General features: G+C 47.0%; 22 protein-coding genes. 6 read left to right on the plus strand and 16 right to left on the minus strand.

Annotated features, from left to right (window positions below):
* Positions 1-69 precede the first annotated feature (69 nt).
* From GPL15_RS18850 to GPL15_RS18875, 6 genes are all read left to right on the plus strand, one after another.
* Positions 70-483 (plus strand): cysteine-rich VLP domain-containing protein, encoded by a 414-nt coding sequence (locus GPL15_RS18850; protein WP_002575860.1) that lies wholly within the window; start codon positions 70-72, stop codon positions 481-483.
* Between the two features lie 111 nt (positions 484-594).
* Positions 595-990: a replication initiator protein A gene (locus tag GPL15_RS18855; protein ID WP_002575861.1), complete on the plus strand. Its 396-nt coding sequence runs from the start codon at positions 595-597 to the stop codon at positions 988-990.
* Between the two features lie 173 nt (positions 991-1,163).
* Complete coding sequence (gene mobV, locus GPL15_RS18860) at positions 1,164-2,108, plus strand: MobV family relaxase (RefSeq protein ID WP_002575862.1); 945 nt, start codon at positions 1,164-1,166, stop codon at positions 2,106-2,108.
* A complete protein-coding gene (locus GPL15_RS18865; protein WP_002584948.1) occupies positions 2,092-2,304 on the plus strand; it encodes a hypothetical protein in 213 nt (70 codons plus the stop codon). The genes mobV and GPL15_RS18865 overlap by 17 nt, the downstream gene beginning before the upstream one ends.
* 94 nt (positions 2,305-2,398) lie before the next feature.
* Positions 2,399-3,910, plus strand: a complete 1,512-nt coding sequence (locus tag GPL15_RS18870; protein WP_002575864.1) for a recombinase family protein — start codon at positions 2,399-2,401, stop codon at positions 3,908-3,910.
* 106 nt (positions 3,911-4,016) lie between these two features.
* Positions 4,017-4,451, plus strand: coding sequence for a Uma2 family endonuclease (locus tag GPL15_RS18875; protein ID WP_252198501.1), 435 nt, complete (start codon positions 4,017-4,019; stop codon positions 4,449-4,451).
* 57 nt (positions 4,452-4,508) lie between these two features.
* On the opposite strand, the gene GPL15_RS18880 is transcribed toward GPL15_RS18875, so the two are convergent.
* From GPL15_RS18880 to GPL15_RS18955, 16 genes are all read right to left on the minus strand, one after another.
* The gene (locus GPL15_RS18880) at positions 4,509-5,906 is read right to left on the minus strand and encodes an alpha-glucosidase/alpha-galactosidase (protein ID WP_215700244.1); all 1,398 of its coding nucleotides are present in this window, start codon (positions 5,904-5,906) and stop codon (positions 4,509-4,511) included.
* Complete coding sequence (locus tag GPL15_RS18885; RefSeq protein WP_215700245.1) at positions 5,906-7,948, minus strand: hypothetical protein; 2,043 nt, start codon at positions 7,946-7,948, stop codon at positions 5,906-5,908. Before GPL15_RS18885 ends, GPL15_RS18880 begins: the two co-directional genes overlap by 1 nt.
* Positions 7,949-7,969: 21 nt before the next feature.
* Positions 7,970-8,833, minus strand: coding sequence for a carbohydrate ABC transporter permease (locus tag GPL15_RS18890; RefSeq protein WP_252198502.1), 864 nt, complete (start codon positions 8,831-8,833; stop codon positions 7,970-7,972).
* Entirely contained in the window at positions 8,830-9,807 is a 978-nt protein-coding gene (locus GPL15_RS18895) for a sugar ABC transporter permease (RefSeq protein WP_215700246.1), read from the minus strand. The genes GPL15_RS18890 and GPL15_RS18895 overlap by 4 nt, the downstream gene beginning before the upstream one ends.
* 92 nt (positions 9,808-9,899) lie before the next feature.
* Complete coding sequence (locus GPL15_RS18900) at positions 9,900-11,258, minus strand: extracellular solute-binding protein (protein WP_215700247.1); 1,359 nt, start codon at positions 11,256-11,258, stop codon at positions 9,900-9,902.
* Positions 11,259-11,453: 195 nt separating this feature from the next.
* Complete coding sequence (locus tag GPL15_RS18905) at positions 11,454-12,209, minus strand: response regulator (protein ID WP_215700248.1); 756 nt, start codon at positions 12,207-12,209, stop codon at positions 11,454-11,456.
* Entirely contained in the window at positions 12,197-14,077 is a 1,881-nt protein-coding gene (locus GPL15_RS18910) for a sensor histidine kinase (RefSeq protein WP_215700249.1), read from the minus strand. The genes GPL15_RS18905 and GPL15_RS18910 overlap by 13 nt, the downstream gene beginning before the upstream one ends.
* 6 nt (positions 14,078-14,083) lie before the next feature.
* A complete protein-coding gene (locus tag GPL15_RS18915; protein ID WP_215700250.1) occupies positions 14,084-15,265 on the minus strand; it encodes a serine hydrolase domain-containing protein in 1,182 nt (393 codons plus the stop codon).
* 241 nt (positions 15,266-15,506) lie between these two features.
* Positions 15,507-16,337 (minus strand): hypothetical protein, encoded by an 831-nt coding sequence (locus GPL15_RS18920; protein ID WP_215700251.1) that lies wholly within the window; start codon positions 16,335-16,337, stop codon positions 15,507-15,509.
* A complete protein-coding gene (locus GPL15_RS18925; protein ID WP_215700252.1) occupies positions 16,334-16,969 on the minus strand; it encodes an RNA polymerase sigma factor in 636 nt (211 codons plus the stop codon). Before GPL15_RS18925 ends, GPL15_RS18920 begins: the two co-directional genes overlap by 4 nt.
* Before the next feature lie 156 nt (positions 16,970-17,125).
* The gene (locus GPL15_RS18930) at positions 17,126-17,629 is read right to left on the minus strand and encodes a PD-(D/E)XK nuclease domain-containing protein (protein WP_346345004.1); all 504 of its coding nucleotides are present in this window, start codon (positions 17,627-17,629) and stop codon (positions 17,126-17,128) included.
* A gap of 288 nt (positions 17,630-17,917) precedes the next feature.
* Positions 17,918-19,117 (minus strand): metallophosphoesterase, encoded by a 1,200-nt coding sequence (locus GPL15_RS18935; protein WP_215700254.1) that lies wholly within the window; start codon positions 19,115-19,117, stop codon positions 17,918-17,920.
* A gap of 8 nt (positions 19,118-19,125) precedes the next feature.
* Entirely contained in the window at positions 19,126-19,902 is a 777-nt protein-coding gene (locus GPL15_RS18940; protein ID WP_215700255.1) for a hypothetical protein, read from the minus strand.
* Between the two features lie 47 nt (positions 19,903-19,949).
* Positions 19,950-20,792, minus strand: a complete 843-nt coding sequence (locus GPL15_RS18945) for a hypothetical protein (RefSeq protein WP_215700256.1) — start codon at positions 20,790-20,792, stop codon at positions 19,950-19,952.
* A 36-nt stretch (positions 20,793-20,828) separates the two neighbouring features.
* Positions 20,829-21,569, minus strand: coding sequence for a hypothetical protein (locus tag GPL15_RS18950; protein ID WP_215700257.1), 741 nt, complete (start codon positions 21,567-21,569; stop codon positions 20,829-20,831).
* Entirely contained in the window at positions 21,562-23,718 is a 2,157-nt protein-coding gene (locus GPL15_RS18955; RefSeq protein ID WP_215700258.1) for a dynamin family protein, read from the minus strand. The genes GPL15_RS18950 and GPL15_RS18955 overlap by 8 nt, the downstream gene beginning before the upstream one ends.
* Positions 23,719-24,101 lie beyond the last annotated feature (383 nt).

Below are 24,101 nucleotides of genomic sequence, written 5' to 3' on the forward strand. Positions count from 1 at the left end.
GACTTGGGATAGTTCATCGATGGACAAGCACCTTGGAAACAGAACACGCCAAAGAAAACGGAGGGACGCATGAGCAAAAGACCCTATCAACACCTGCCGCCGCTGGAACACAGGCCGGACGGCTCCCCCTACCGCATAACCCCGCCCCAGAAGAGACGAGCCAGCGGCCTGATACGCCGGGAGTGCTGCAACTGCGAGGACGGAAACTGCCTTGCGCTGGACGATGGCGACACCTGCGCCTGTCCGCAGATGATTTCGTTCTCCGTCTGCTGCAAGTGGTTCCGCTGGGCGGTCTTGCCGCTGGACAGGACGCTGGAAGCGGAGATTTACCGGGACAGGGACTTGAAACGCTGTGCGGAGTGCGGCGGTGTGTTCGTCCCGAAGTCCAACCGGGGCAAATACTGCCCGGACTGCGCCGCCAGAGTTCACAGGCGGCAGAAAACAGAAAGTGAACGGAAAAGGAGGTCTGCTGTGGACAGTTAAGAGCGGGAAAAGCCTTGATTTGCAAGGCTCCGCAAGCCCTCAACCGGGGCGGCTGGTATCATTTATCATTCGCCCCGGAAAACGGGCCTCTAACCGTCCACAAAACACGCTATGACAAACACGATTTATATTCACCAGCCGGAAAAGGCGTTCAGTTTCACCCGGCTCCCCAATTTCCTTTTTGAAGCACCCACATTCCAGCCCTTGAGCAACGAAGCGAAGGTGCTGTATGCCTTTGTCCTGCGCCGGGCGGAGTTGTCCCGGAAGAACGGCTGGGCGGACGAGTACGGGCGGGTCTACCTGTACTACCCCATCTGCGAGGTGGTCGCTTTGCTCCGCTGCGGGCGGCAGAAAGCGGTCAACACCCTGCGGGAGTTGCAGTATGCGGGGCTGGTGGAAATCCAGAAACAGGGCTGTGGAAAACCCAACCGCATTTACCCGAAATCCTATGAAGCGGTTCCAAACACCGACTTCAAGAAATCCGGTTATGGTACGCCGGAGGGCTGAAAACCGTACTTGGCGAGTACGAAAATCAATCCTCTTGAAGTACGGAAATCTGACGGTATATAGAAATACAGAGATTAAAACCATCTATTTACATTCATTCCATTCCAATCCTATCAGAGATATTTTCGGCGGGAAAACCCGCCGGAAAGGAATGGAATGGGGAAAGGAGTTCAATGGCACAACACGCAATTTTGCGATTTGAGAAGCACAAGGGCCACCCGGCGGGGCCGCTGGAAGCCCACCATGAACGGAAAAAGGAGCAGTACGCCAGCAACCCGGACATTGACACCAGCCGGAGCAAGTACAATTTCCACATCGTCAAGCCGGATGGCCGCTACTACCATTTCATTCAGAGCCGCATCGAGCAGGCCAGATGCCGCACCCGCAAGGACAGCACTCGGTTTGTGGACACGCTGATTACCGCCAGCCCGGAGTTTTTCAAGGGCAAGTCCCCAAAGGAGATAGCGGCCTACTTCCAGAGGGCGGCGGACTTCCTCATTGACCGGGTGGGCCGGGAGAACATCGTTTCGGCTATGGTACACATGGATGAAAAAACGCCCCATCTGCACTTGGTCTTTGTGCCGCTGACAAAGGACAACCGCCTGTGCGCCAAAGAAATTATCGGCAACCGGGCCAATCTGACGAAGTGGCAGGACGATTTTCACGCCTGTATGGTGGAGCAGTACCCCGACCTGGAGCGTGGGGAAAGCGCCAGCAAGACGGGCCGGAAGCATATCCCCACCCGGCTGTTCAAACAGGCGGTCAACCTCTCCAAACAGGCGAGGGCCATTGAAGCGGTTCTCTCCGGCATTACCCCGCTGAACGCCGGAAAGAAGAAAGAGGAAGCCCTCTCCATGCTGAAAAAGTGGTTTCCGCAGATGGAGAACTTCTCCGGGCAACTGAAAAAATACAAGGTCACAATCAATGACTTGTTAGCGGAAAATGAAAAGCTGGAAGTCAGGGCAAAGGCCAGCGAAAAAGGCAAGATGAATGACACGATGGAACGGGCGAAGTTAAAAAGCGAACTGGACGATATGCGGCGGCTGGTTGACCGTATCCCGCCGGAGATTTTAGCGGAACTGAAACGGCAACAGCGGCAGCATGGAAAGGAAAGGTGATCTTATAAGTAATATCAGATACAAAAAGGAAATCGAAATCGTGACTTTTCAGGGAAAGGAAATCACACTGGAAAATCTCTCCCCGGTGTTCACGCCGGAACAGGAAGCAGCCAAACGCCGGGAACTGGAACAGCAGCTTTATGAGGTGTTCCGCAAGTACGCCGACAAGCGGGAGAGTGAGGAAGCCGGGACATAAGGTTTTCCAAACCCATCATTGATTTGCGGGGCTGCTGGCGGTATAATAGAACTGTCAGCAGCTCCGTTTCTTTTTTAAGAAAAGGAGCGACAATATGAACAATCGGATAGACGCAATCTATGCAAGACAATCGGTAGACAAAAAGGACAGCATTTCCATTGAAAGCCAGATTGAATTTTGCAAATACGAGTTGAAAGGCGGTAACTGCAAGGAATACACAGACAAAGGGTACAGCGGCAAGAACACAGACCGTCCGAAGTTTCAAGAACTGGTGCGGGACATCAAGCGGGGCTTGATTGCAAAGGTCGTGGTTTACAAGCTCGACCGTATCAGCCGTTCCATTCTGGACTTTGCCAACATGATGGAGCTGTTCCAGCAGTACAATGTGGAGTTTGTGTCCTCTACGGAAAAGTTTGATACCTCCACGCCGATGGGACGGGCCATGCTGAATATCTGTATCGTGTTCGCCCAGCTTGAACGGGAAACGATACAGAAGCGGGTAACGGACGCTTACTACTCCCGCAGTCAGCGGGGCTTTAAGATGGGCGGGAAAGCCCCTTACGGCTTCCATACGGAGCCTATCAAGATGGACGGTATCAACACAAAGAAGCTGGTGGTAAACCCGGAGGAAGCGGCCAATATCCGGCTGATGTTTGAGATGTACGCCCAGCCCACAACTTCCTACGGGGACATTACCCGGTACTTTGCCGAACAGGGGATTTTGTTCCATGGCAAAGAGCTGATACGCCCCACGCTGGCGCAGATGTTACGCAATCCTGTCTATGTGCAGGCAGACCTTGATGTGTACGAATTTTTCAAAAGTCAAGGTACAGTCATTGTCAATGACGTTGCCGATTTTACGGGCATGAACGGCTGCTATCTGTATCAAGGGCGAGATGTAAAGGCCAGCAAGAAAAACGACTTAAAAGACCAAATGCTGGTACTGGCTCCCCATGAGGGTATCGTCCCCTCCGACACCTGGCTGACCTGCCGCAAGAAGCTGATGAACAACATGAAAATCCAGTCTGCCCGGAAAGCCACCCACACATGGCTGGCAGGAAAAATCAAGTGCGGGAATTGCGGGTATGCTCTTATGAGTATCTACAATCCCTCCGGCAAACAGTATCTCCGCTGCACGAAACGGCTGGACAATAAAAGCTGTCCTGGCTGTGGGAAAATCATCACTTCGGAACTGGAAGCGGTTGTTTATCAGCAGATGGTAAAGAAGCTGGCAAGCTACAAGACGCTGACAGGAAAAAAGAAAGCGGCAAAGGCAAACCCGAAAATCACCGCCCTGCAAGTGGAACTTGCCCATGTAGACAGCGAGATTGAAAAGCTGGTGGACAGTCTGACGGGGGCAAACAATGTCCTGTTCTCCTATGTGAATGTGAAGATAGCGGAACTGGACGGGCGCAAGCAGGAACTTCTGGCAAGGATAGCGGAGTTGACTGTGGAGGCCATCAGCCCGGAACAGGTCAGCCAGATTTCCGGCTACCTCGATACCTGGGAGAATGTATCTTTTGATGACAAGCGGCGTGTGGTGGATTTGATGATCACCACCATAGCCGCCACAAGCGACAGCTTGAACATCACATGGAAAATCTGACTGGCGGCACCCCTCCCGTCAGATACCTACCCTGTGTAGTCCCTTGTAAACTGTACTTTATTAAATACTAAATAATTTAAAGCAATGTGAGAAAGGAAGTGCTATAATGCCATTACCTCGGCAACGTCTGATTACCTTAGAGGAATATGAAGCTCTTCCGGAGAATACAAGAGCAGAGGTTTTTGACGGACAGATTCAATATATGGCAAGCCCATCACAGATACATCAAGAGATATCAAGGGAACTTTTATATACTATAACGGATTACATCAAACGGAAAAATAACCCCTGCAAACCATACTCTGCCCCTTTTGAGGCGAATTTAAATGATAGGCCCCTTACTATTGTGCAGCCGGATATTATGATCGTCTGTGATAAGAGATTGTTGATCCTGGCCGCCGCACTGTTACGGTTAATTATTTTGAAGGGGACTGTTTTACGGTACAATATCCCTTTGATGCCACCATCAAAGGGAATATATATGATGACTTTTATATTAATATTAAGGAAATTGGATGCCTTCTTAATCCTTAATTATTAAAGTAAAGGGTGAAGGCATTTTCGAAAATGCCTTCACCCTTTACTTTAAATCCCCATATCAAAACCATTCCCCTGGAAGATAATCCGCTGTCCCACGCATCATCTCTTTTAACAATTCCCTCCCTTCCACCTCAGAAATTCTCCCTTTCACCAAAGGATCCTCCATAAATGCTTCCATCGCCTTACCAAAATCACAATTCAACGCCGCCGCCAAAATCCTTTCATGATTTTCCACATGAGGCATAGTCAACTGTAAAATCCCATCGGGCATATCACCTGCTGCCACCGGGGCCACCGAATCCCGGGAAAATACCGCATTTGTTTCAACCACTGCTGTCCTTGGAATATTGTTTAACTGCCCCGCCGTATTTGGAATATTCACATTGCTGACTATCCGTTCCAGCCCGCAGAGGGCTTTAATCAGCCGGATTCCTTCTTCCCCTGTTTCCTTTAATTCAATTTCCTCTTCTCCTGCCGCCAGGCGCAGTGCCTGGGCATTCTTTTCCGCCTGACGTTTTTTTCTCCACTCCACCGTAGTCAGCGCGAATTTCCATTTTTCCACAGTTTCCGGATCCCTCAGATACATATCTCCCGGCATGAACTCTGCCAGATGCCGGTCTCCCGCCGCGGCAATGGCCCCATATTTATTAAATAAATCAAATTTCACCCGATGGGCGCAGTTAAATGTACCGTTCATCCAGTTCCTGTCAGGATCATGATACCCTTCCTCAAAATGTTCCGAGATAAATTTCCGGTATATCGGAAACAGATCAATTCCCTGGTAAGAGGCCTTTGTAAACCAGGTAAAATGATTGATTCCCTGTACATTGACAATAATTTCATCTCTCCTGATCCCCTCAATCCCTTCCTCAATCCGACAGATATCCCGCAGCACCTTCTGGGTTCCAAACACTTCATGGCAGCAGCCAAATGCCTTGATTTCAGGAAATATCTCATATAAAGTCTTCACGCACAAGGACATGGGATTTGTATAGTTAATTACCCAGGCATCGGGGCAGTTTTCTTTAACCGCCTCCGCGATCACCCGGTATATAGGGATAGTCCTGAGCGCCCGCATAAGCCCTCCCGGCCCGGCCGTATCCCCTACCGACTGGAAAATCCCATAAGTTTCAGGCAGATGCACATCCACTTCCATCTCATCAAATGTTCCCGGAAGAATGGAAATAATTACAAAGTCAACGTCCTCCAATGCGCTTTTCAAGGATCGTTTCGTCTCAAACTTCCATTTTCCCTTAACATCGCCCCTGGCAAACAGCCGGTTTCCTATTATTTCATTGTTTTTTGCTGCCTCTTCATCAATGTCGTACAGCCTCACGGCACCGCTAATCTGCTCCTCCTGTGCCAGATCGGTCATAAAGACCCAGGCCCAGGCGTGGCTTCCTCCTCCAATATAGGCAATTTTCAAATCCGTACATTTATGATCCTGATATTTCATTATTTTCCCTCCGGTTCTTCCTTAAATGTGATATAGCTCTCGTCCGGAAACGAATACTCTCCCCTGTAATTCGAAGCATTATAAAACGGATACTTCACTGGATGATACTCCGTCGGCTTCCTCCCGTCGTCCTGGGTGTAAATATAGATGGAGTGATAGTCCCAGACAACCAGTTCATCCCGGTCATCCCCGCATAAATTAATGGCCTCACAGCACATGACCGGATGGCCGTCATCTGGAAAACTCACCGCCCGGTTTCCATCCCCATCCAAAAGTCCGCCGCGGCTGGGATCCCCATTGGTTAAGATAAAATCACGGCCATTTCCAACCCAGTTCACCGGAGCCAGAACGTTGCCGTTCATCTCATTTTCCTGTTCCCAAATCTGGTTTCCAAAACAGTCATATAGATATAAAACACCATGATGTCCCCAGAAATTGGTCACCGCGATTTCAAATCCTTCCCTCTCCGGGCAGTAATTGGCCACACTGACCCGCTGGGCATGTCCGATAAAATCCCTTTTCACAATATTTCCCTGAAAGTCGCCGATAAAAAATCCCTGGGTTCCCGACACACAGGCAAAATAGCCTTTATCGCTTCCCGCCATGAATTTTCCTGCAACAATCTCGTCCGTATGATCTGTCTGTACTGGATAAGTCCAGATCTCCTTACCATTGCAGTCCAGCAGCGTATAGCCGCATAACAGCTCATCATGCCCGTCTCCATTGACATCAATTGCCATGGGGAAATGCCCCGTATTCTTAGGGCTTCTGTATCTCCACATCAGGTTTAAGTCACTGTCCAATGCATATATGCGGCAGTACCGGTCCTTAATCAATAGGTCCGACGGCCGGGAAAGCCCTCTGAAATTGGCAATTCTGATTCCATCCGGGTTAATCCGGTCAAATGCATATTGTCCATAAGGCACGCCGATCAGCGTATCATCCGGGTCATCCGAATATGGTGTTTTCACCGATTTTTTTACCTCACCGGTTCTTCCGTCCAGAATCTGAAGTTCAAAGTTATGGGCAGTAATCACCTCATCGATTCCGTCCCCATCGATATCGTATACCTGGATCGGAAGGTCTGCACTGATCTTGCCCAGAATATGAGAATGTTCTGAAGGCTCCCCTTTCTGCCATAAGATATTGCCATCCAGATCAATGGCTGTTATGCAGCTTATATGTGCATAGGAATCCCGTTCCACCCGTTTCTGGGTCTGAGGCACCACAATATGCCATTCTTCCGTCCCTGTCAGGTGTCCAAAGCGCAATTGCCTGCTGGTTCCGAAATTCTTCAGATCAATCTTTTTCCACAGCTTCATTTTAGGATACTGGTCTTGAAGCTGTTTTTCTTTCTCTTCCCTGGACTGTATCCGCTTCCTGATTTCATCAGCCGTCCTATCCGTAACCTTCACCAATACATCCGTAAACTGGGTGGGACAGTCCGCCGTCACGGCAATCTTACCGCCTCTTGACGCCAGTTCTCCTTCATATTCGATCAGCGCCTGCCCGTTTACACAGCAGGTAACTTTGCTTCCATCACAGCATACCAGAAGTTTATAATACTGGTCACAGTCCGATTCAAAAGGAACACTTTTTAGGACGATCACCTCTTCTTTATGCCGGTAAGACAAATTGGCCGTTTTTTTGTATTCCAGGGAAAATACCAGGGTATCAATGCTGTCATTCATGTTAAATGCCAACCCCGCCATTCCCTTTGTGGAAAGCCGCCTCACAGTTGCGGAGACATCATAGTCTTTCCAAAGCACGTCCCCAGTCTGCAGGGTGGGGAAAATCCTATGAGGTTTCCCCTTCTCAATCCGGCAGGATTCCATATAGTGGGTTCCCCCACTCTCTGTTATAATCCAGGAAGGCCCGTGCCCATTATAGGTAAAATTGGATACCTGGTCTTTCCAATCCCCATGGCAGCCGCTTTCCACCACATAGTGATACTCTCCTGCCGCAGAATGATCCCTGTCATAAGGGAATTCACCGATTGGAAATGTCTTAAAATCGTCCTGAAATAAAATTTGATCTCTCATATTCTTTTAAAACCTCCTGATTTAACCTTTAATTCCGCTGGAAGCCACTCCCTCCACGATATATTTCTGTAGCAGCAGAAATATGATAATCACCGGAAGCAGCGAAAGCACGCACATTGCGAACATAGCTCCATAATCGGAAGAGCTCATGGGGTCGGTAAAATTTTTCAGCGCAATCGCAACCGTATACTTTTGGGGAGAATTTAAGTAAAGCAAAGATCCCATATAGTCGTCCCACTTCCAGTAAAACTCAAAAATCGCACACGTCACCATGGCCGGACGAACCAGAGGCACGATAATATGGGTAAAAATGCTGTAATCACTGCACCCGTCAATACGGGCCGCCTCATCCAGCTCCCTGGGGACCCCTTCTATAAACTGCATGATCATGAAGATAAAAAATGCCTTCGCAAACCAGGATGGAACCACAATTGGCAGGGCCGTATTCACCCATCCCAGCATGTTAAAAATAATGTACTGTGGTATCATAATAACCTGATGGGGAAGCATCATAGTGATGATCATACAAAAAAACAGGGCATTTTTACCTTTAAACTGGATTCTGGCGAATCCGTATGCCACCATAGAGGATGACAACACCGCCCCTGTTGTAGACAGAAGTGTAATCACCAGAGAATTTTTAAAAAATGTAGCAAAAGTAATTCCTCCAAATCCTTTCCAGCCCGTAAAATAATTGTCCAAAGTCCATTCCTTTGGAAAGAGCTGCGTCACTGTCGTCATAACAAGACGCGTTTCCTTAAATGAGCTGAAAAACATCCAGATAATCGGATAAAACATGAGAACCGCCACTCCACCCACCACCACATGGAATATTACATTTTCCAGGTTCTTCTTTTTTTTCATTCCCATGGCTATAGCTGTCATAATGAACGGCCCCCTTTCCTTTTTTTCTTCTTAGGCGCTTTGTCCGCATTGTTCTCATAAAATACCCATTGATTGGAGGACTTGAATACAATTGCAGTAAAAAATGCCACAATCAACAGCAGAATCCACGCCATAGCGGACCCATATCCCATCTCATAGTATTTGAAGCTCTGTTTGTATAAGTAGAGCACATAAACCAAGGTTTCATTGACCGGCCCTCCGTCTGTGATAATCTGCGCCTGGGTAAATACCATAAATCCGTTGATAATCTGCATAACAAGATTAAACAGGATCACAGGGCTCAGCATGGGCAGGGTAATGAAGAAAAACTGCTTCACCCGCCCCGCTCCATCCATATCCGCCGCTTCATAATAAGTAACCGGAATCTGTTTCAGCCCAGACAAAAAGATCAGCATGGAAGAACCGAACTGCCATACATACAGCAATACCAGGGTATACAGGGCGGTGCTCCTGTTAGACAGCCAGTTGACACTGCAGTTAAATCCAACCGCCTGCAGAATACTGTTTACCACGCCGGCTTTTGTAAATAAATTTCTCCACATGACGGAAACCGCCACACTGCCGCCGATGATGGAAGGCAGGTAATATACCACCCGGTAAACGCCCACCATTCTGGATTTCCGGTTCAGTATCATTGCCACAAAAAGAGCAAAAATCAACCGGAGGGGGACCGATATAAACGCAAACTTAAAGGTTACCTGCAGCGACTTCAGGAACAGCTTGTCCTGGGTAAACAGTTTGATGTAGTTTTCCATTCCCACAAATCTGGTATCAGAGGACAAAATATTAAAATCCGTAAAGGACAGCACAAAGGACATCACAAATGGAACCAGGGTAAACGCTAAAAACCCGATCAGCCATGGCATGATAAAGAAATATCCCACGGTGTTGCTGCTGTATAAAAATTTATAGAAACTGAATTGTTTTTTATTTCCTGCCGAAGGTTCATTCATCCTACTTCACCTCTTTCGCACTGACAAGTCTTTTAAAAAGGCGGGACTAAAAGCCTTAGCCCCGCTGTATTCTGCCAGTTTATTTTTCCGGATTATTTCGCCAAAATGTCAAGAGACTGTTCCATCCAGCTGTCAATACACTCCTGGGCAGTCATCTGCCCATACATCACTTCATTCACATTGTTGTTAAGTATTTCCACACACTGTTTGGAATTGGACGGATCCGTCGGGTCAGCGTCTCTGCAATATTCAAGCACATAATCCATAAATTCATAGACTTTCTTATCCGTTTCTCCTGCTGTCTCCTTCAGCTTGGCGCGGATTTCGGTCACGGCCGGGATTCCCCTTTCACCGTTTAGCACTTCATTGGCGCTGGAATCATTGATAAAATAGCTGATGGCTTTCGCCGCCAGTTCCGGGTTATCACAGTCCTTGGTAATGGAGAAAAACTGGGCCGGACGCAGATACATGCCCTGTGTGGTTCCATCGTCAAATACTGGCTGTGTAGCCATAGCCAGATCCAGGTCATAATAACTGGAAAATGTGGTGAATACGCTGCTCCAGTTCATTCCCATGGCGGCTTCCCCCTTACAGAGGGCGCGTTCAGAATTATCCTTCCACAAAAGCTGTTCCTCAGGATCTACGAAAACGCCTTCCTGAACCAGATCATAACAATCCTGAATGACTTTTACCATTTCAGCCTTGGTGGAATCATCAAAACCAAACTGCTTACCGTCGTCAGAGTAAACCGACTGGCCTTTAGAGCGGATCATCGGTTCCAGCAGATACCTGGGCATGCCTACGGCGACATTTTCTGTCTGCACCCCTGTTTTTTCATAGATTGCCCGGGCTGTATCCACAAAGTCGGACCAGGTCCAGTTCCCTTCCGGTTCCGCAACTCCGGCCGCTTGAAACAGATCCGGATTATAGATTATGGTCATTACATTGGTTCCCAGCGGCACACCGTAAATCCCGCCGTTATAGTATCCGCCTGAAATATACGCGTCCTCACAATCGGACAAATCCAGTGTCTTATTATCCACATAGGGCGTCAGATCAACCAGAAGCCCATTGTTAATGTATCCGGCAAACTGATCCGTCACCTGCGTTATGATATCCGGCATATTATTTCCTACCGACTGGGTTGCGAGCGTTTCCCAATAGCTGTTAAAACTGTTGTACTCATATGTAAATTTCACATTGTTCTGTTCTGCAAACTGTTCAAACACCGATATGGTATCGTCTGTCCGCTTCTGGTTTCCCCACCAGGCCACGCGCAGTTCGCCGTCTTGAGCCGGAGCCTGTTCCGTAGTTCCTGTTTTCCCTGTTTCTCCCTGGGCAGATACCGTCTCCCCAGCCGGCTGAGTCTGCGCTTCCTTTGATGAACCGCATCCCGCCAACGCTGAAGCTGTTAAAACCACCGCCAACCATACACTCAATTGTTTTTTCATATAATTCCTCCGTTTCAGCTCTTAATAAAGTTACCCATGCGCGCGCCTGCATGTCCGAAAGCTTTCTCATTTATAAATCCATTATAAAAAATACTCCTTTTCTTGAAAATGCAAAATGCGGCTGAAAAAGTTTAAAAAAACGTCTGCCCGGCAGCATTTTGCCTGGCAGACGTCCAAACATCTTCAATATAAAATTCACTCTGACTGAAGATATTCTTTAGGTGTTTTCCCGTAATATTTTTTGAACACCGTACTGAAATACTGCGGGTTATTCCCAAATCCCGTCATCAGCGCTATTTGATAAACGCTCAATTCTTCCTCCTTTTTCAGAAGCTGCACCGCCTTTTCCATGCGCAGAATCAGCAGAAAGGTGGAAAATTTGTAGCCTGTCTCTCTTAAAAACAGTTTTGACAGATATCCGCTGTTCATAAACAGCAGGTTATCCGCGATCCACTTCAGTGAAAGTTCCTCATTATCCAGATTCCTTTTAACGTAATCAACAATATCCCTGGTGGTTTTAGAATATCTGGCCCTGTCCAGCTTCAGCATACTGGCCTCTTCACACTCATCCTTAAAATACCTGTGTTTAATGGTTCCCAGAACATCTAAAAGTTCCTCTTCCTTAATCGGCTTTAAGAGATATCCCTCCACCCCATAACGGATTGCCTGCTGGGCATATTTAAAGTCATCATACCCGGAAAGGATCACAAATTTTGAACAGATCCCTTTTTCCCGGCAGCTCTTTGCCAATTGGAGTCCGTCCATCATAGGCATCTTAATATCGGTTATGACAATGTCCACAGTAGATGCCTCCAAAGCCTTAATTGCTGTCAGGGCATTATCATAAGACCCGCTTATTTCAAATCCATACAGATCCCAGTCCACGCAGTCCCGGACGCCGTTCCTGACAATCACCTCATCGTCAACAATCATTACCTTTAATTTTCGCATGCCTGTATGTATTTCTCCTTTCTCACATGGAATAAGATTCTGGCTCCTCCTTCTTCCGGCCGCTCCACCCGTATTCCATATTCCGGCCCATATAGATTTTTAAGGCGTTTATCCAGATTCCCCAGACCAATTCCATTCCCAGTGGCCTTCACCGTACCCAGGCGCAGTTTTTCCAGAATATCCGGTTCCATCCCCGGCCCGTTGTCTTCCACCGATACATATAAGTCGCCGTCACACGCCGTGACTGCCACCAGGATCTGGCACTGGTCAATCATCCGTTCCAGCGCGTAATTTATGGAATTCTCCACCAGCGGCTGGATACTGAACGCCGGAATGCTCAATTCCATAAACTCCTCTTCCACATCCATCATAAAGTGAAGCCGATCTCCAAATCTGATCTTCTGTATTGCCACATATCCCCTTAAATAATCTATTTCTTCTCCTAGTGAAATGATATTTCTTTTGCTGTTCATACACAGCCGCAGAATATCCCCCAGCGCCTTCACAACGCCCGGTATCTGCTGGTAATCCTTGGCTGTTGCCATCCACCGGATTGTATCCAGTGTATTATATAAAAAGTGAGGGTTGAGCTGAGTTCTCAGTGCCGAAAGCTGGGCTTCCTGCAGGTAAATTTTCTGCTCGTAATTTTCGTGGATCAGTTCATCCAGCTCCTGAAGCATGCTGTAAAACTGGTCATGAAGCTCTCCGATCTCATCTGAACGGGTTTCAGGCAGATTATCTTCTCCTGCTCCCCTAAGGTTATCTGCCAATTTATTATTCCCCCGGATCGTCTTGATCGTCTGTGAAAGCGAGCTGATAGGCCTTACCAGGCTCATTGACAAATGAACCGTGACCGCCAGAACCGGAATAAACAACATCACAAACAATATGATAAACAGCCGGTCTACATCAGACAATATTCCGAATAACCGGCGGTAGGAAGAAATGCTGTAGTACCGCCAATTATGTTTTCCCGACCTGATTTCCGTAATAAAGTATTTTGTATTTCCCAGCGGCATGATCTCATAACCATCACTGCCGGAACCAAACTCATGGTTTAAGAAATCCTTCTGCTCTTCTTCCGACAGAGTTGAAAATATAACTGAATCCATATCATCCTGAATCACCAATTTATGATAATCCGTTGTATAGGAGGATGTCAGCCGCTCTAAGTCCACTGCATAAACCAATGTGCCCCCATAGCGCATGGACAGATTCTTCTTCTCCTTAATTCCCCTTGCTATTATGATCTGGCTCTTTGGACCGCCCCCTTCCTCCCCGCTCATGGCCTGTTTTCCCTGGTTATCTGAAGAAATGATATATACCGGATCTCCAAGATAAGCCCTGGCCGTATCCAGTATCTCCTGCTCTTTCTCTACTGAAATCACGACTTTATCCGCCCCGTACCCCTCATATCTCTTTCCATCGGGAGCCAGATAAAGTCCTGCCACAATATTGGAATTCTTCGCCAGGGAACTGTCCAATTCTTTTATAATATCCAGCACGCTCACTGTTTTAATCCTTTGATATTCCTTCTCAGATATTTCCCTGTCCCGGCCGGAATCCATTTTTAACGCTTCCAGCTCTGTTTCTGCTTCCAGCCAGTCCGAAACACTGCTTTGAACCCGGTTGCTGGTGATGAACTGGTAGGTTAAATCTTCTATCTGGCTCAAGTTAGTCTCAACCAAGCCTATGGAGTTGTTTAAACTCTCCATTTTCGTATTATATACGTATTTAACATAGGACAGTTCTACCATCTTGATTACAGCAATGCTGAGAATGAACATGATCAGCCCTGAACAGAGAATCAGGCTGATCAGCTTATACATGATGGATTTATTCTTAAATAATTCTTTCACTCTTTTCATTGGCATTTACCATATGGATCTGTATATGATTTTTCTGAGTTCCGGATGAATCTCCTTTTCCCTGCCCGGAACCGTCTGCTGCATATAAACCACGGTTAATTGATTCTGAGGGTCAATTAACACATAATTACCACACATTCCGTACCAGCCAAATTCCCCGGCCGGAGAATCCTTACAACCGTCTTCACGGAGTCTGACACGGACACCCATTCCATACCCATAAGGGCTGTCCTTTCCCCATTCTCCGAACTGAAAGCCGAAATCCTCCAGCTTTTCTGCCGTATCCAGCTGATTTTCCGACATCATCCTGACGCTGTCTTCCCTGAGAATTCTGACCCCATCGGCAGATAAACCCTTGTTTTGCAGCATCAACATGAATTTCATGCAGTCGTCAATGGTCGCTAACAGCCCGCCCCCGCCTTCCTCAAATGGATTTTCAGGACAGTACTGCCGGTTTCTTTCTGCGGCTTCTATAAAGCAGCCGTCTTTACCGATCTTATATATCCCAGCCAGCCTGTGCCAGTCCGCCTGAGAATGAATTTTAAATGCAGTATTTCTGATTTTCATAGGAGACAGTATCCTGCTTTCAAGATATTCTCCAAATGCCATACCTGTAACAATCTCCACCACTGCCGCTAAAACATCATAACACGCTCCATATAAAAATTGGGTTCCCGGCTCAAACGGCAGGGGCAGACCAGCCAGCATTTCGGCATATTCCCGGGTTGTATAAAATCCCCTGCGGGAACGAAATTCTTCCATTATTTTCCCCGACTTCCAGATAGCGGCTCCAGGATTATTATAACAGTAGGGCAGCCCTGACTGCATTGTCAAAAGATTCCAGATTGTTACAGGACGTTCAGCAAGAACCGTCTCCGCCATCCCGTTTCGCCGTGTCCGCATCACATGCATGTGTGCAAACTGGGGAATGAATTGAGAAACATCCGCATTAAGAGACAACAGGCCTCTTTCATAAAGGGTTAAAACTGCCGCAGCAGTATAAAGTTTTGTTATGGAATACAGACGGTATAAGGTATCATCCTTAACCGGAGACATGGTGTCGATTCTGGAATAGCCGGCATAATGACGGTATATTTCCTTATTTTTCAGATAAATGAGACAGGCACATGAAGGTACAGCCTTTTTTGTCAAATTGGTCAAATACGCCGTAAGCTCCGTAAAATCCATAAGCCACCCCCAGAATTACTTTTACGGTATTTTGTCGAATTATAACCAATTTTAACATTAATAAAAAGGACTTTCAATCTAATATAGCCGCTTAAATTTCTAAAAAGACGTGTTGGATTACAATCACCAGTCCTTTGTGTCTGGTGCCTGAAAGATTAATTTTAAAGTAAAGGGTGAAGGCATTTTCGAAAATGCCTTCACCCTTTACTTTAACCCCCTTCATGAAAAACCCAGCCGCCCACTACTCAGCATCAACAACTTCACAGGCCATCTCATAAAAATCCTCCGGCCCCAGAGTGCTGTCAAACGCCAGCAGTGTATAAACCGTCCCTCCATCTTCCCAGTACATATTCTGAACCACATTATTCTCCACTTTATCCGTACCATAAGAGATATACAGCTTCCCTGCGTCCATTGCCGCCTGTTCCTCTTCGGAAACCTGATAATCCGGCGGTACAAAACGGTAATTATCCTGGGAATAATTGAATGTGATCCCATTATAACTAAACTTCTGATCCGGCTGTTTCGTATAATTCACAAAACCGGCCTGTTCAATCTCCAGTGAAATATCAGCCATCCCCTTCTTACTGTAGTTAATGCCGGCGCCTTCCGCTTTCTTAACAACATTGCCGCTTTCATCCTGCGCTTCCTGGTGCTTGGGCATGCCGCTGGAAAATGCAAAACCGTTAGAAAAGCTCTCGGGTGCCTTCATGGTATATCCCAATTTCTGCTCCAGTTTATCTACCTGCTCATAGTCGTAGAAGGCTTCCTTCCAGGAACTGTGTGAGCCAATACCCACAATCCTTCCTGCCGCCACCGCCGTTATACTTCCAAGCGCACATACAACTGCTGCTGTAACAATAATTTTCTTTATGCTGTAACGTTTCATCCTGTTTCCCTCCTGAATTCTGTTATGGACAGACCGCTTCATATTTTCCATATACCAGGAAGATACCGGCAGTTTTTCCGCTTCACGGTTCAAAGCTCCGGCGATTTTTAAATCAAGGGTGGATGTTCTATCGTCTCCCCCGCCGCCATTGCTTTCCCACTGGTTTTTATCAAAATGCTTCATTGCGGTATCTCCTTTCTAAATGTGTATGTTTCCTCTTCCAGAACCTTTTTCAAACTGGCTCTCGCCGTAAATAACCTGGATTTTACGGTTCCTTCCAGACAGTTCATAACATGGGCAATCTCCTTGGTGGACATCTGGTTATAATAATAGAGTACAATCACGGTTCTCTGTTTAACCGGAAGTTCCTTCACCGCCCTGTAAATCTCCCCGGCTTCCCAATTTTTCATGGCTTCTTCCATCACATCCACAGGGCTGGTTTTATCCTCTCCAAACACTTCTTCCACCGGCGGTTCCTTCCTGGCCCTTTTGCAGAATCTCCATGCCTCCCGGGTCAGGGTCTTAAAAAGCCATGTTTCAAAATACTCCGGCTCCCGTATTTTCTTCCTGTTGATCCAGCAGAGCACAAATGTTTCCTGCACAATGTCTTCGCTGTCTGGCCGGTTCCCGGAAATCAGATATGCGATATGGAGCGCTTTGGAATAATACATGGTCATGAGAGAATCAAACGCCGCCTGATCCCCGCTCATCATCTTCCTGACCAGACCGGCGGATTCCTGCCTTCTTTTTATGGAATTTTCCGATTCACCGCAATCCCGGTCCTTTCTGTCTGTTCCGCTGTGTTCCAATATCATCTCTTCTTTCCTTTTGCCGCGTTCTTTTTAGGTGCACCTACTATATAGAGGAGGTGGGGAGGGAAATGGTTCAATAAATATGCGGAAAAATAAAAATTTATTTTTCCGCATGGATTATCATTGTGTTACTCACCTGTTATACCATTTTCTCTTTCGTTATATATTCCCTTCTGATTGCAAATCCATCACTTTGCTGGCTATCCCGCACCGTTTTTTATCATGCGCCACCCCCACGCATAATACCTCGCCTCTTAATCCCGCATAATACTTGTTCTTAATAATCTGCTCCAATGCTGTTTCCTTCAGTTCCGCAATATTTTCCCCCTGCTTAAATTCTATTATCACATTACTTTTTCCCGGAAGCAGCGCCTCCAGCGTAATATCACTTCTTCCATATCCTGCTTCTATATTACTGCTCACCTTATAAGAACCTCTAAGCATAATGCACATTCCGAGAAACAGCATATGGTAAGCATTTTCTTTCGCGTCCATATAGCTGGTACAGGAAATTACAATAGACTGATAAATGCTCAAAAAACGGTCCATATCCTTTTTTAATAAAGCATCAAACATCTGTTCAAGATCCAGCCCATCAATACCGGCGATCTCAGATATCAATACTTGGAATTCCGCCATGACCTCATCGTTTGGTATTTTCACTGCTGCCAATTTATCAAATATCGCCCAGAAATTTTTATCCGCCCTGCCTTCTCCATTAAATATCCATTCTGCCCATATCTTGTTGTTATTATTTCCATCTTAACACATTCTCGTCAGCCAGATCAATTAATTTCATTTTACAGATAAATCGTTTCCAATGGCACTGCAAGCCCCCATGTGCATTTGAGTTGCACGTCTCGAAAGGGCCTATAAACTTCCTTCCTCTTCAACCACCTGTTTACTCTTAAAAATCATTCCAGTCTCCTCCCCTCATCCAGTCTTTAGCAATTACCCCATCCGGTAATACCCCCGCGGATACTTCATCCCGCTGCCCGCCCCACGGCTGAGCAGTTCCACCTCCTGCCCGTCAACCCTTATCTCCACAAACATCCCACTCACCCATTCCGCAGGAACCATCGGTTCCTCCTGCCTGAATTGTGTCGGACAAACGCTGCCGTCATTGATGTAAATCCTCTTCCCCTCTTTATCATACTCAACACACCCTTCTAAAACATTAGGTGAAAAATGAGTATGGCCGCTGAGAAAAATAATATTCCTATGGCCGTCCAATATTTTCTGAAGCCGCCCGTCTCCGCCCATATAAGGCGTTGACCTTTCCCCCGGTTTCCTCTGCGGATTATGAGCCAAAAGCGGCGCATGACAGATGACAATCCGCCAATCCCCGCCGCTTTCCTCCAGCCGCCGCTCCACCAACCGCCTCTCTTCCAGCCGCCGTTCCAGAAAATGCAGCTGGCGATCCTCAGGGAACGTAAACCTGCGCCCATGGGTAACCGCCTCCAGACCGATCACTTCCAGCCCCTTAAACTTCACCGAATAGGCTCCGCTGTCATCCACCTCCCAGCAGATTCCCATGGCCTCCGACCTCTTTCTCAGCGCCTCTCTGAACAGAGGAAAACTACTAAGCTCCCCGCCCCCATGGGGAAGAGGGAGAAATGGCTGGTCATGATTTCCTCCCACCGCAAAAACAGGCGTCCCGGGCAGTTCCTCTTCCAGACACCGGTACATTCTCTTAAACTGGCCTGGAAGGCCGTCATTTACCAGATCACCGGCCAAAAGAAGAGCGTCCGCCCCCTCTGCCCAGTGCAGAGCCCGCCGTATCCGCCCGTCTCTGTCCGACAGATGCAGATCACTCATGGCGCACATTTTAACGCCGCCGGAAATGGCTCTGGTGCAAAAGTCCGCCGGAACAGGGGTCATATACTCCTCACACTGCCCAAAATCAGGCATGATCACCCGGGCCAGCACATGGGTTGCCTCCGGCGGAACCGCCCTTCCCCCAGTAAAACGGAATTCCCCCTGCCCATAAGGCGAAATGGGAATGCAGGCGATTGACGACCAGTCCTTCAGCGCCCCATCCTGATCCGCCCAGTAAAGGGAAGCTGCCAGCGCCCCCTTCTTCTTCACTTTATAAATGCCGTCCGCCAGACCCGGGGTCTGCAATTTAACCGAAACACTCAATCGTTCCACCTGCTTTCTCAACGCTTTTTTATGTAATGAATCTGCTCCGCCAGCCAAATAGCCGCCACCGCTCCCAGCGCCGCCAATAAACCCAAAAGAATTACATAGGATTCCGGCCTGGTTCCGCGGTGAATCCGAATACCAAATAACCGGAAATATTTCATACAAATCAGAATCCATGCTGACAGTATACACACTTTTATCAATCCCGGCAATTTGTTTTCTTTCCGATTCCCTAATCCAGCCGTCCGGCTTCCCGCATACCAGATAAAGAACAGGAAAAATACCATCCCAATTCCAAAAAACGCCATCCTTACCCGTCCGGCCTGCCATCTGCTTTCGGCAGCCCGGGCTTTTTCTTCCGGAATTCCAGCCCTCAGAGCGCCCTTTTCAAACTTAAACGGTTTTAAATCTTCTTTTTCAAACATGGGCGACAGCCTTCCGCCAATCTCCGTCCCGCCGTTCCCATCCCATGTGATGGACAAATCATACTCAGAAAACAGATGGTCTTCCTCCACATTGGAATATTTTCGTTCTCCAAATTCCGCCGCATATTCCACATCCCTTTTATCCAGCTTTCCCAGCCACTGTTCTTCCCGCCATCCTTCCCCAACTCCGATCAGGTCGAACACGCTGTTGCCCAGATTCCGCTCCACATAGCGGCTCTTCTCAAACGATGGTTCAAAAAAATAATACCCATCATGGAACACATAACCACTGATCAAAAGTGCCGCCGCCGCTTCCGCCATACAGATTACGGCCAAATACCAAAACCATCTGCCCTTATTCTTCATCCTATATCACCTTCGCCTTAACTTTTTAACTGAAAGATATTTGAATATTAACATTCACTCAGGCCGGTTTCTGTAATTTTTTTCCGCTCTTTTTTCTGCGCCTTTTCCCTCTCAGAGGTCAATATTGTTTCTCTCAAATAGGTGCCTATGGATTCCCACAGGGCCTTTTCCAGTTCCTCCGGTATAATTCCATCCATTTGACGGACTTCCCTGGCCTGCATTTCTGCCTCTTCTTCCGTCACCAGTTCGAATATTACATCTTGAATGGACACATAAATCCCCTTTTCCTCCAGAATCTGCGCCGCATAATCCAGCATTTTTTTCTTATTATCTATCTGTGAAACTAACGAAATGATCTTCTTTTCAATTTGTCCCGGAGCCACACGGGTCAGGCCGTCTGCGAACATGGCCGCTCCCCCGGCCGCCAAACCTCTGAGCCCAATATTTCCAAAGGATACCTGAGGCAGAAGATCCGCCGCTCTGCGCAGCTTATTCCTGACCGGGTCACTGTGCACAAGGCCGTTATAGTTTACGCTTATTCCTCTTGCCGCCAGCAGCATTGTGCCGTCATCCCCGGTTTCCGTGCTCACACTGCCAATTGTTATATCATTTCCAAAGGTACTGCCCTCAATAAACTTTGAAATCGCAGCCTGAAGCTCCTCCTCATATCGATAGGAAAGGATATAAAGCAGCTCATTTTTCTGTCCATCCGTCACCCCGCTCAGCATGCCGAGCAACGCAGGCAGCGCGGCATCCCCTAGTATGTACAAAAAACCGGTGATCCGGCCTTCCGGCCGCTGGATCTGCCATTTTTTCAGGGCTTTTTCCAGCATGGCCTCTGCGGTCTTTTCATAGTTAATTTCATTTATTTTTATGTATACATTGAACATCCTATGTTCCTCCGGCACATTTAAAATTATTTGTAATTAACGGATCGCTTCATCCGTTATCACCGCATACGCCCCATGGACTTCTCCATAGCATTTCTCAAACTTATCCAACGGAACAAACACCCTGCCGCCATCCGGCGTCTGGTCTGAACTGTCGCACAGGTAAAATCCAACCAGACCGCCGGTTTCCGCACTTCTCACAGTTCCGGTGAGGCAGACCGTATGAGTACATCCGATATTCCCATCTTTATCATAGACCTTCCAGTCCCGGTCCTGCAAAATACCGGAATTAACTCCCAGAAGAACCCCATGTCCCCCTTCGATGGCTTCCGCCAGCCGCTCCCCGTCCGCCACATCGGGAAATTCGCAGTGGGAGGAAAATCCATAGTGTTCCAGAATCTTAATCTGGTCGGAAATGGTGGTTCCGCCTCCCCAGACGCCAGGTTCCACCTGTTCACACAGGCCGTTTTCCATGGCATACTCCACTACTTCCGGTTCCGTAATTTCTTTTCCTCCCATATAGCACAAGTTTGCGATAGAAGTCAGGCCGCATGTTCCAAAAGCTCCATAAGGATTGTCAAATCCCTGCTGAAAATCCAGTTTATCTCCCAGCGCAATTGGATCTCCGCAGACCACTGCCCGGTCAAAACCGGGCACCTGATCGGTTATCTCCATGGGCAGAATCTGTTCAATTGTCTCAATCTCTCCGTTTTCCCTTACGTCTTCAGGTTCCAGCCCTTCCGATTCCATAAGTTCCTGCATCCCTAATTCATCCATCCGCCATCTTCCCTTCTCTCTTACCGGCTATCATATTTTCTATTAATTCCATATCATGGAGATTCTGCTCATTTCTTTTAATTTTCTCTCCTACAGCTTCTTTCCGTTTCTTAAATTCCTTCCATTTCCCATCGAAAAAGGATTTATATTCTTTCTGATAGCACTCCAACAGCGAACCTGCTCCGGTTAAAATCTGGTCTGCCTGCTCATTCAAGCTGTTCAAATATCCTGTTTCTAGCTCGTCTTTTAAAACATACAGTTCTCTCATGGTTTTCTCTCTGATCCTATCTCTTCGGAGAGGAAAAAGCATTTGGTTAACCATAAACCCAGTCAGTAATAACGGAAGATGCCTTACCATAAACGCTCCCAGGTATGCAGCTCCTACTGTTGGAATTTCTATATTCTCTATAATGAAGTTAACCAGCTTGGATTCCCCTGTCGGCAAATGATTTGACGGGGAAATGATATCCATCTCTCTCCCCTTCTTCTGTTCCGCAAATGCCCCCGCATTGCCTGCATACCACTGGTATTCCACCAGACATTGTTTCACGTCACTAACAAACCGGCGGTTTCTCTCATAAATTTGTTTTGATACGACGTTAGATACTTCCTTAGCAATTTTATCATTAACTACGGAAATATCTTTTTCCATTTCATTTTTCAGATAGCTATTCAATTGACTGGAATTATTTTTACTGTCAATTTTTTTTGCCACCTCCCAGACCGCATCAGACATTTTATCATGTACAATTTTTTGAATCTTTGTCTCACACTTCTTCTTTGCACCTTCCAGATCCGCCGCATACTCTTCATAAAGCTTTCTATAAGCTTTCTCCAAACGTTCCAGCGAATATTGAATCAGTTCCTCCTTCTCCTTTTCCAGCCGTTCGGTATCCTGCTTCACTTCATCCTGAACTACATGTATCAGCTCCCGGACCATATCGCTCACCCGGTTGAATATGATTTCCTGCCTCCTCGCCTGAAGTTTTCCGGATATATGTTCCAACACCGTCTCAAAGCCCACAACCCACCGGAAATCCTCAGAAGCCTCAGATTCTTCCGTATAACATTCCAAAGCGATTCCCGCTGAAATGCCGTATACCGCAGGATTCTCCAGATTAAAGTTTTTCTGCAGCAGTTTTTTAACGTAGATAAGGAGTTTGTCCTGTTCGGAAGTCTTCCTCACCATATCCATTTTTGTGACAATGAAAATGGAATCGTCCATGAGATGAGACGCATTTTCGTCCAAAAACTCCTGAAAATCCGCAGTATACACCTGCAAAGCGGGAAACAGCACAATTGCCGCATCCGCTTTCTTCCTCAAAATGGACTGGGTCTCCAAAATGTGCTCCCGCGCATCTTCCTGCCCCGGGTTAACTCCCGGCGTATCGATCAAACAGAAATGCTCAAACCGTTCCTCTTTTGGAAATGACAGTTCCACATGCTTTAATTTACCGATCAGACTGCTGCTGGTGGTGAGCAGATCAATGGCGGCCCCGGGGTCTTTGGGAAGTACAATTCCAGTCTCCATCTTAAAACGCTTCATGGATGTTTCTTCATTCAGCACATACCGTTCTCCCCTCACGTCCTCCACTGTAATTTCCAGCGGGCCGCCGTCCTTGTTCCACCTCATATAGGTGGGAAGGGCGGTTGTGGGAAGATTATCCACGGTAAGCAGATTCTGTTTCAGGAGGGCATTTAAAAATGTACTCTTACCACAGCTGAAATTCCCAATCACAGCCAGATGCAGTTCCGGATTCTGGTATTTATCATACAGTTCCTTCTTCTGCCAAGCGTATTTCTTCGCTAAGCCCTGTTTCAGGCTGGGAATCACCTGATCCAGAACCCCGAATGCCCGGGGAATCACTTCTTCGGAGGGCAGTGACACTTCCATATTTATGGCCCGTATCCGCCGCACCACGTCCGGGTCTATGTATTTCTCTAAAACCGGATCTTTTTTCATGATTTCGACGCACTCCATCAGTATTTTCACACAGTGATTGAGGCGGGGAATCATATACAGACGGGTCGAAATCTGGTTCAGATATGATCTCAATTCAGGAATGCCAGTCGGAATCCGGGGTATTTTATCCTGTATTATGTCGATTTCACAGCGGGGACTCACAAAATGAACCGCATCTTCTCCCAAACCGCTGTACTCCACCGCTCTTTGATTAATATCCTGTTCGAATCGCGCTTTTTCTTGTTCAGACTTAAATTCATCTAAGTGTTCACACCCGGTTACTGCAGTAATAATATTTTTGAATCCAAAATTATTCCAGTCACGCAATTCATTTATATCACTGCCTTGATATAGCCCCACTGCGTTTACAGCATATAGAACCAAGTCTGTAAAGGGTACATATTCTTTTAAAATATAATCATAATTATATCTGTCTTGTAAAATCGTTCCTGGTGCCTCAACTAATACTATACCGCATTTTAACAGATTTAAAGGCCAATAGATAACGATTTTTCTAATAGGGCACACCAGTTCTTCACCTTGGTTTCCTATCGTACTGATGAATTTTC

It is taken from the genome of Clostridium sp. MCC353, assembly GCF_018785315.1.
In the GTDB taxonomy this organism is placed as follows: Bacteria; Bacillota; Clostridia; order Lachnospirales; family Lachnospiraceae; genus CHH4-2.

Bases quoted from the DNA above. Each gene is read 5' to 3' on its own strand.
- GPL15_RS18850 (WP_002575860.1), top strand. From the start codon at position 70: ATGAGCAAAAGACCCTATCAACACCTGCCGCCGCTGGAACACAGGCCG.
- GPL15_RS18855 (WP_002575861.1), top strand. From the start codon at position 595: ATGACAAACACGATTTATATTCACCAGCCGGAAAAGGCGTTCAGTTTC.
- mobV (WP_002575862.1), top strand. From the start codon at position 1,164: ATGGCACAACACGCAATTTTGCGATTTGAGAAGCACAAGGGCCACCCG.
- GPL15_RS18865 (WP_002584948.1), top strand. From the start codon at position 2,092: ATGGAAAGGAAAGGTGATCTTATAAGTAATATCAGATACAAAAAGGAA.
- GPL15_RS18870 (WP_002575864.1), top strand. From the start codon at position 2,399: ATGAACAATCGGATAGACGCAATCTATGCAAGACAATCGGTAGACAAA.
- GPL15_RS18875 (WP_252198501.1), top strand. From the start codon at position 4,017: ATGCCATTACCTCGGCAACGTCTGATTACCTTAGAGGAATATGAAGCT.
- GPL15_RS18880 (WP_215700244.1), bottom strand. From the start codon at position 5,906: ATGAAATATCAGGATCATAAATGTACGGATTTGAAAATTGCCTATATT.
- GPL15_RS18885 (WP_215700245.1), bottom strand. From the start codon at position 7,948: ATGAGAGATCAAATTTTATTTCAGGACGATTTTAAGACATTTCCAATC.
- GPL15_RS18890 (WP_252198502.1), bottom strand. From the start codon at position 8,833: ATGACAGCTATAGCCATGGGAATGAAAAAAAAGAAGAACCTGGAAAAT.
- GPL15_RS18895 (WP_215700246.1), bottom strand. From the start codon at position 9,807: ATGAATGAACCTTCGGCAGGAAATAAAAAACAATTCAGTTTCTATAAA.
- GPL15_RS18900 (WP_215700247.1), bottom strand. From the start codon at position 11,258: ATGAAAAAACAATTGAGTGTATGGTTGGCGGTGGTTTTAACAGCTTCA.
- GPL15_RS18905 (WP_215700248.1), bottom strand. From the start codon at position 12,209: ATGCGAAAATTAAAGGTAATGATTGTTGACGATGAGGTGATTGTCAGG.
- GPL15_RS18910 (WP_215700249.1), bottom strand. From the start codon at position 14,077: ATGAAAAGAGTGAAAGAATTATTTAAGAATAAATCCATCATGTATAAG.
- GPL15_RS18915 (WP_215700250.1), bottom strand. From the start codon at position 15,265: ATGGATTTTACGGAGCTTACGGCGTATTTGACCAATTTGACAAAAAAG.
- GPL15_RS18920 (WP_215700251.1), bottom strand. From the start codon at position 16,337: ATGAAGCATTTTGATAAAAACCAGTGGGAAAGCAATGGCGGCGGGGGA.
- GPL15_RS18925 (WP_215700252.1), bottom strand. From the start codon at position 16,969: ATGATATTGGAACACAGCGGAACAGACAGAAAGGACCGGGATTGCGGT.
- GPL15_RS18940 (WP_215700255.1), bottom strand. From the start codon at position 19,902: ATGAAGAATAAGGGCAGATGGTTTTGGTATTTGGCCGTAATCTGTATG.
- GPL15_RS18945 (WP_215700256.1), bottom strand. From the start codon at position 20,792: ATGTTCAATGTATACATAAAAATAAATGAAATTAACTATGAAAAGACC.
- GPL15_RS18950 (WP_215700257.1), bottom strand. From the start codon at position 21,569: ATGGATGAATTAGGGATGCAGGAACTTATGGAATCGGAAGGGCTGGAA.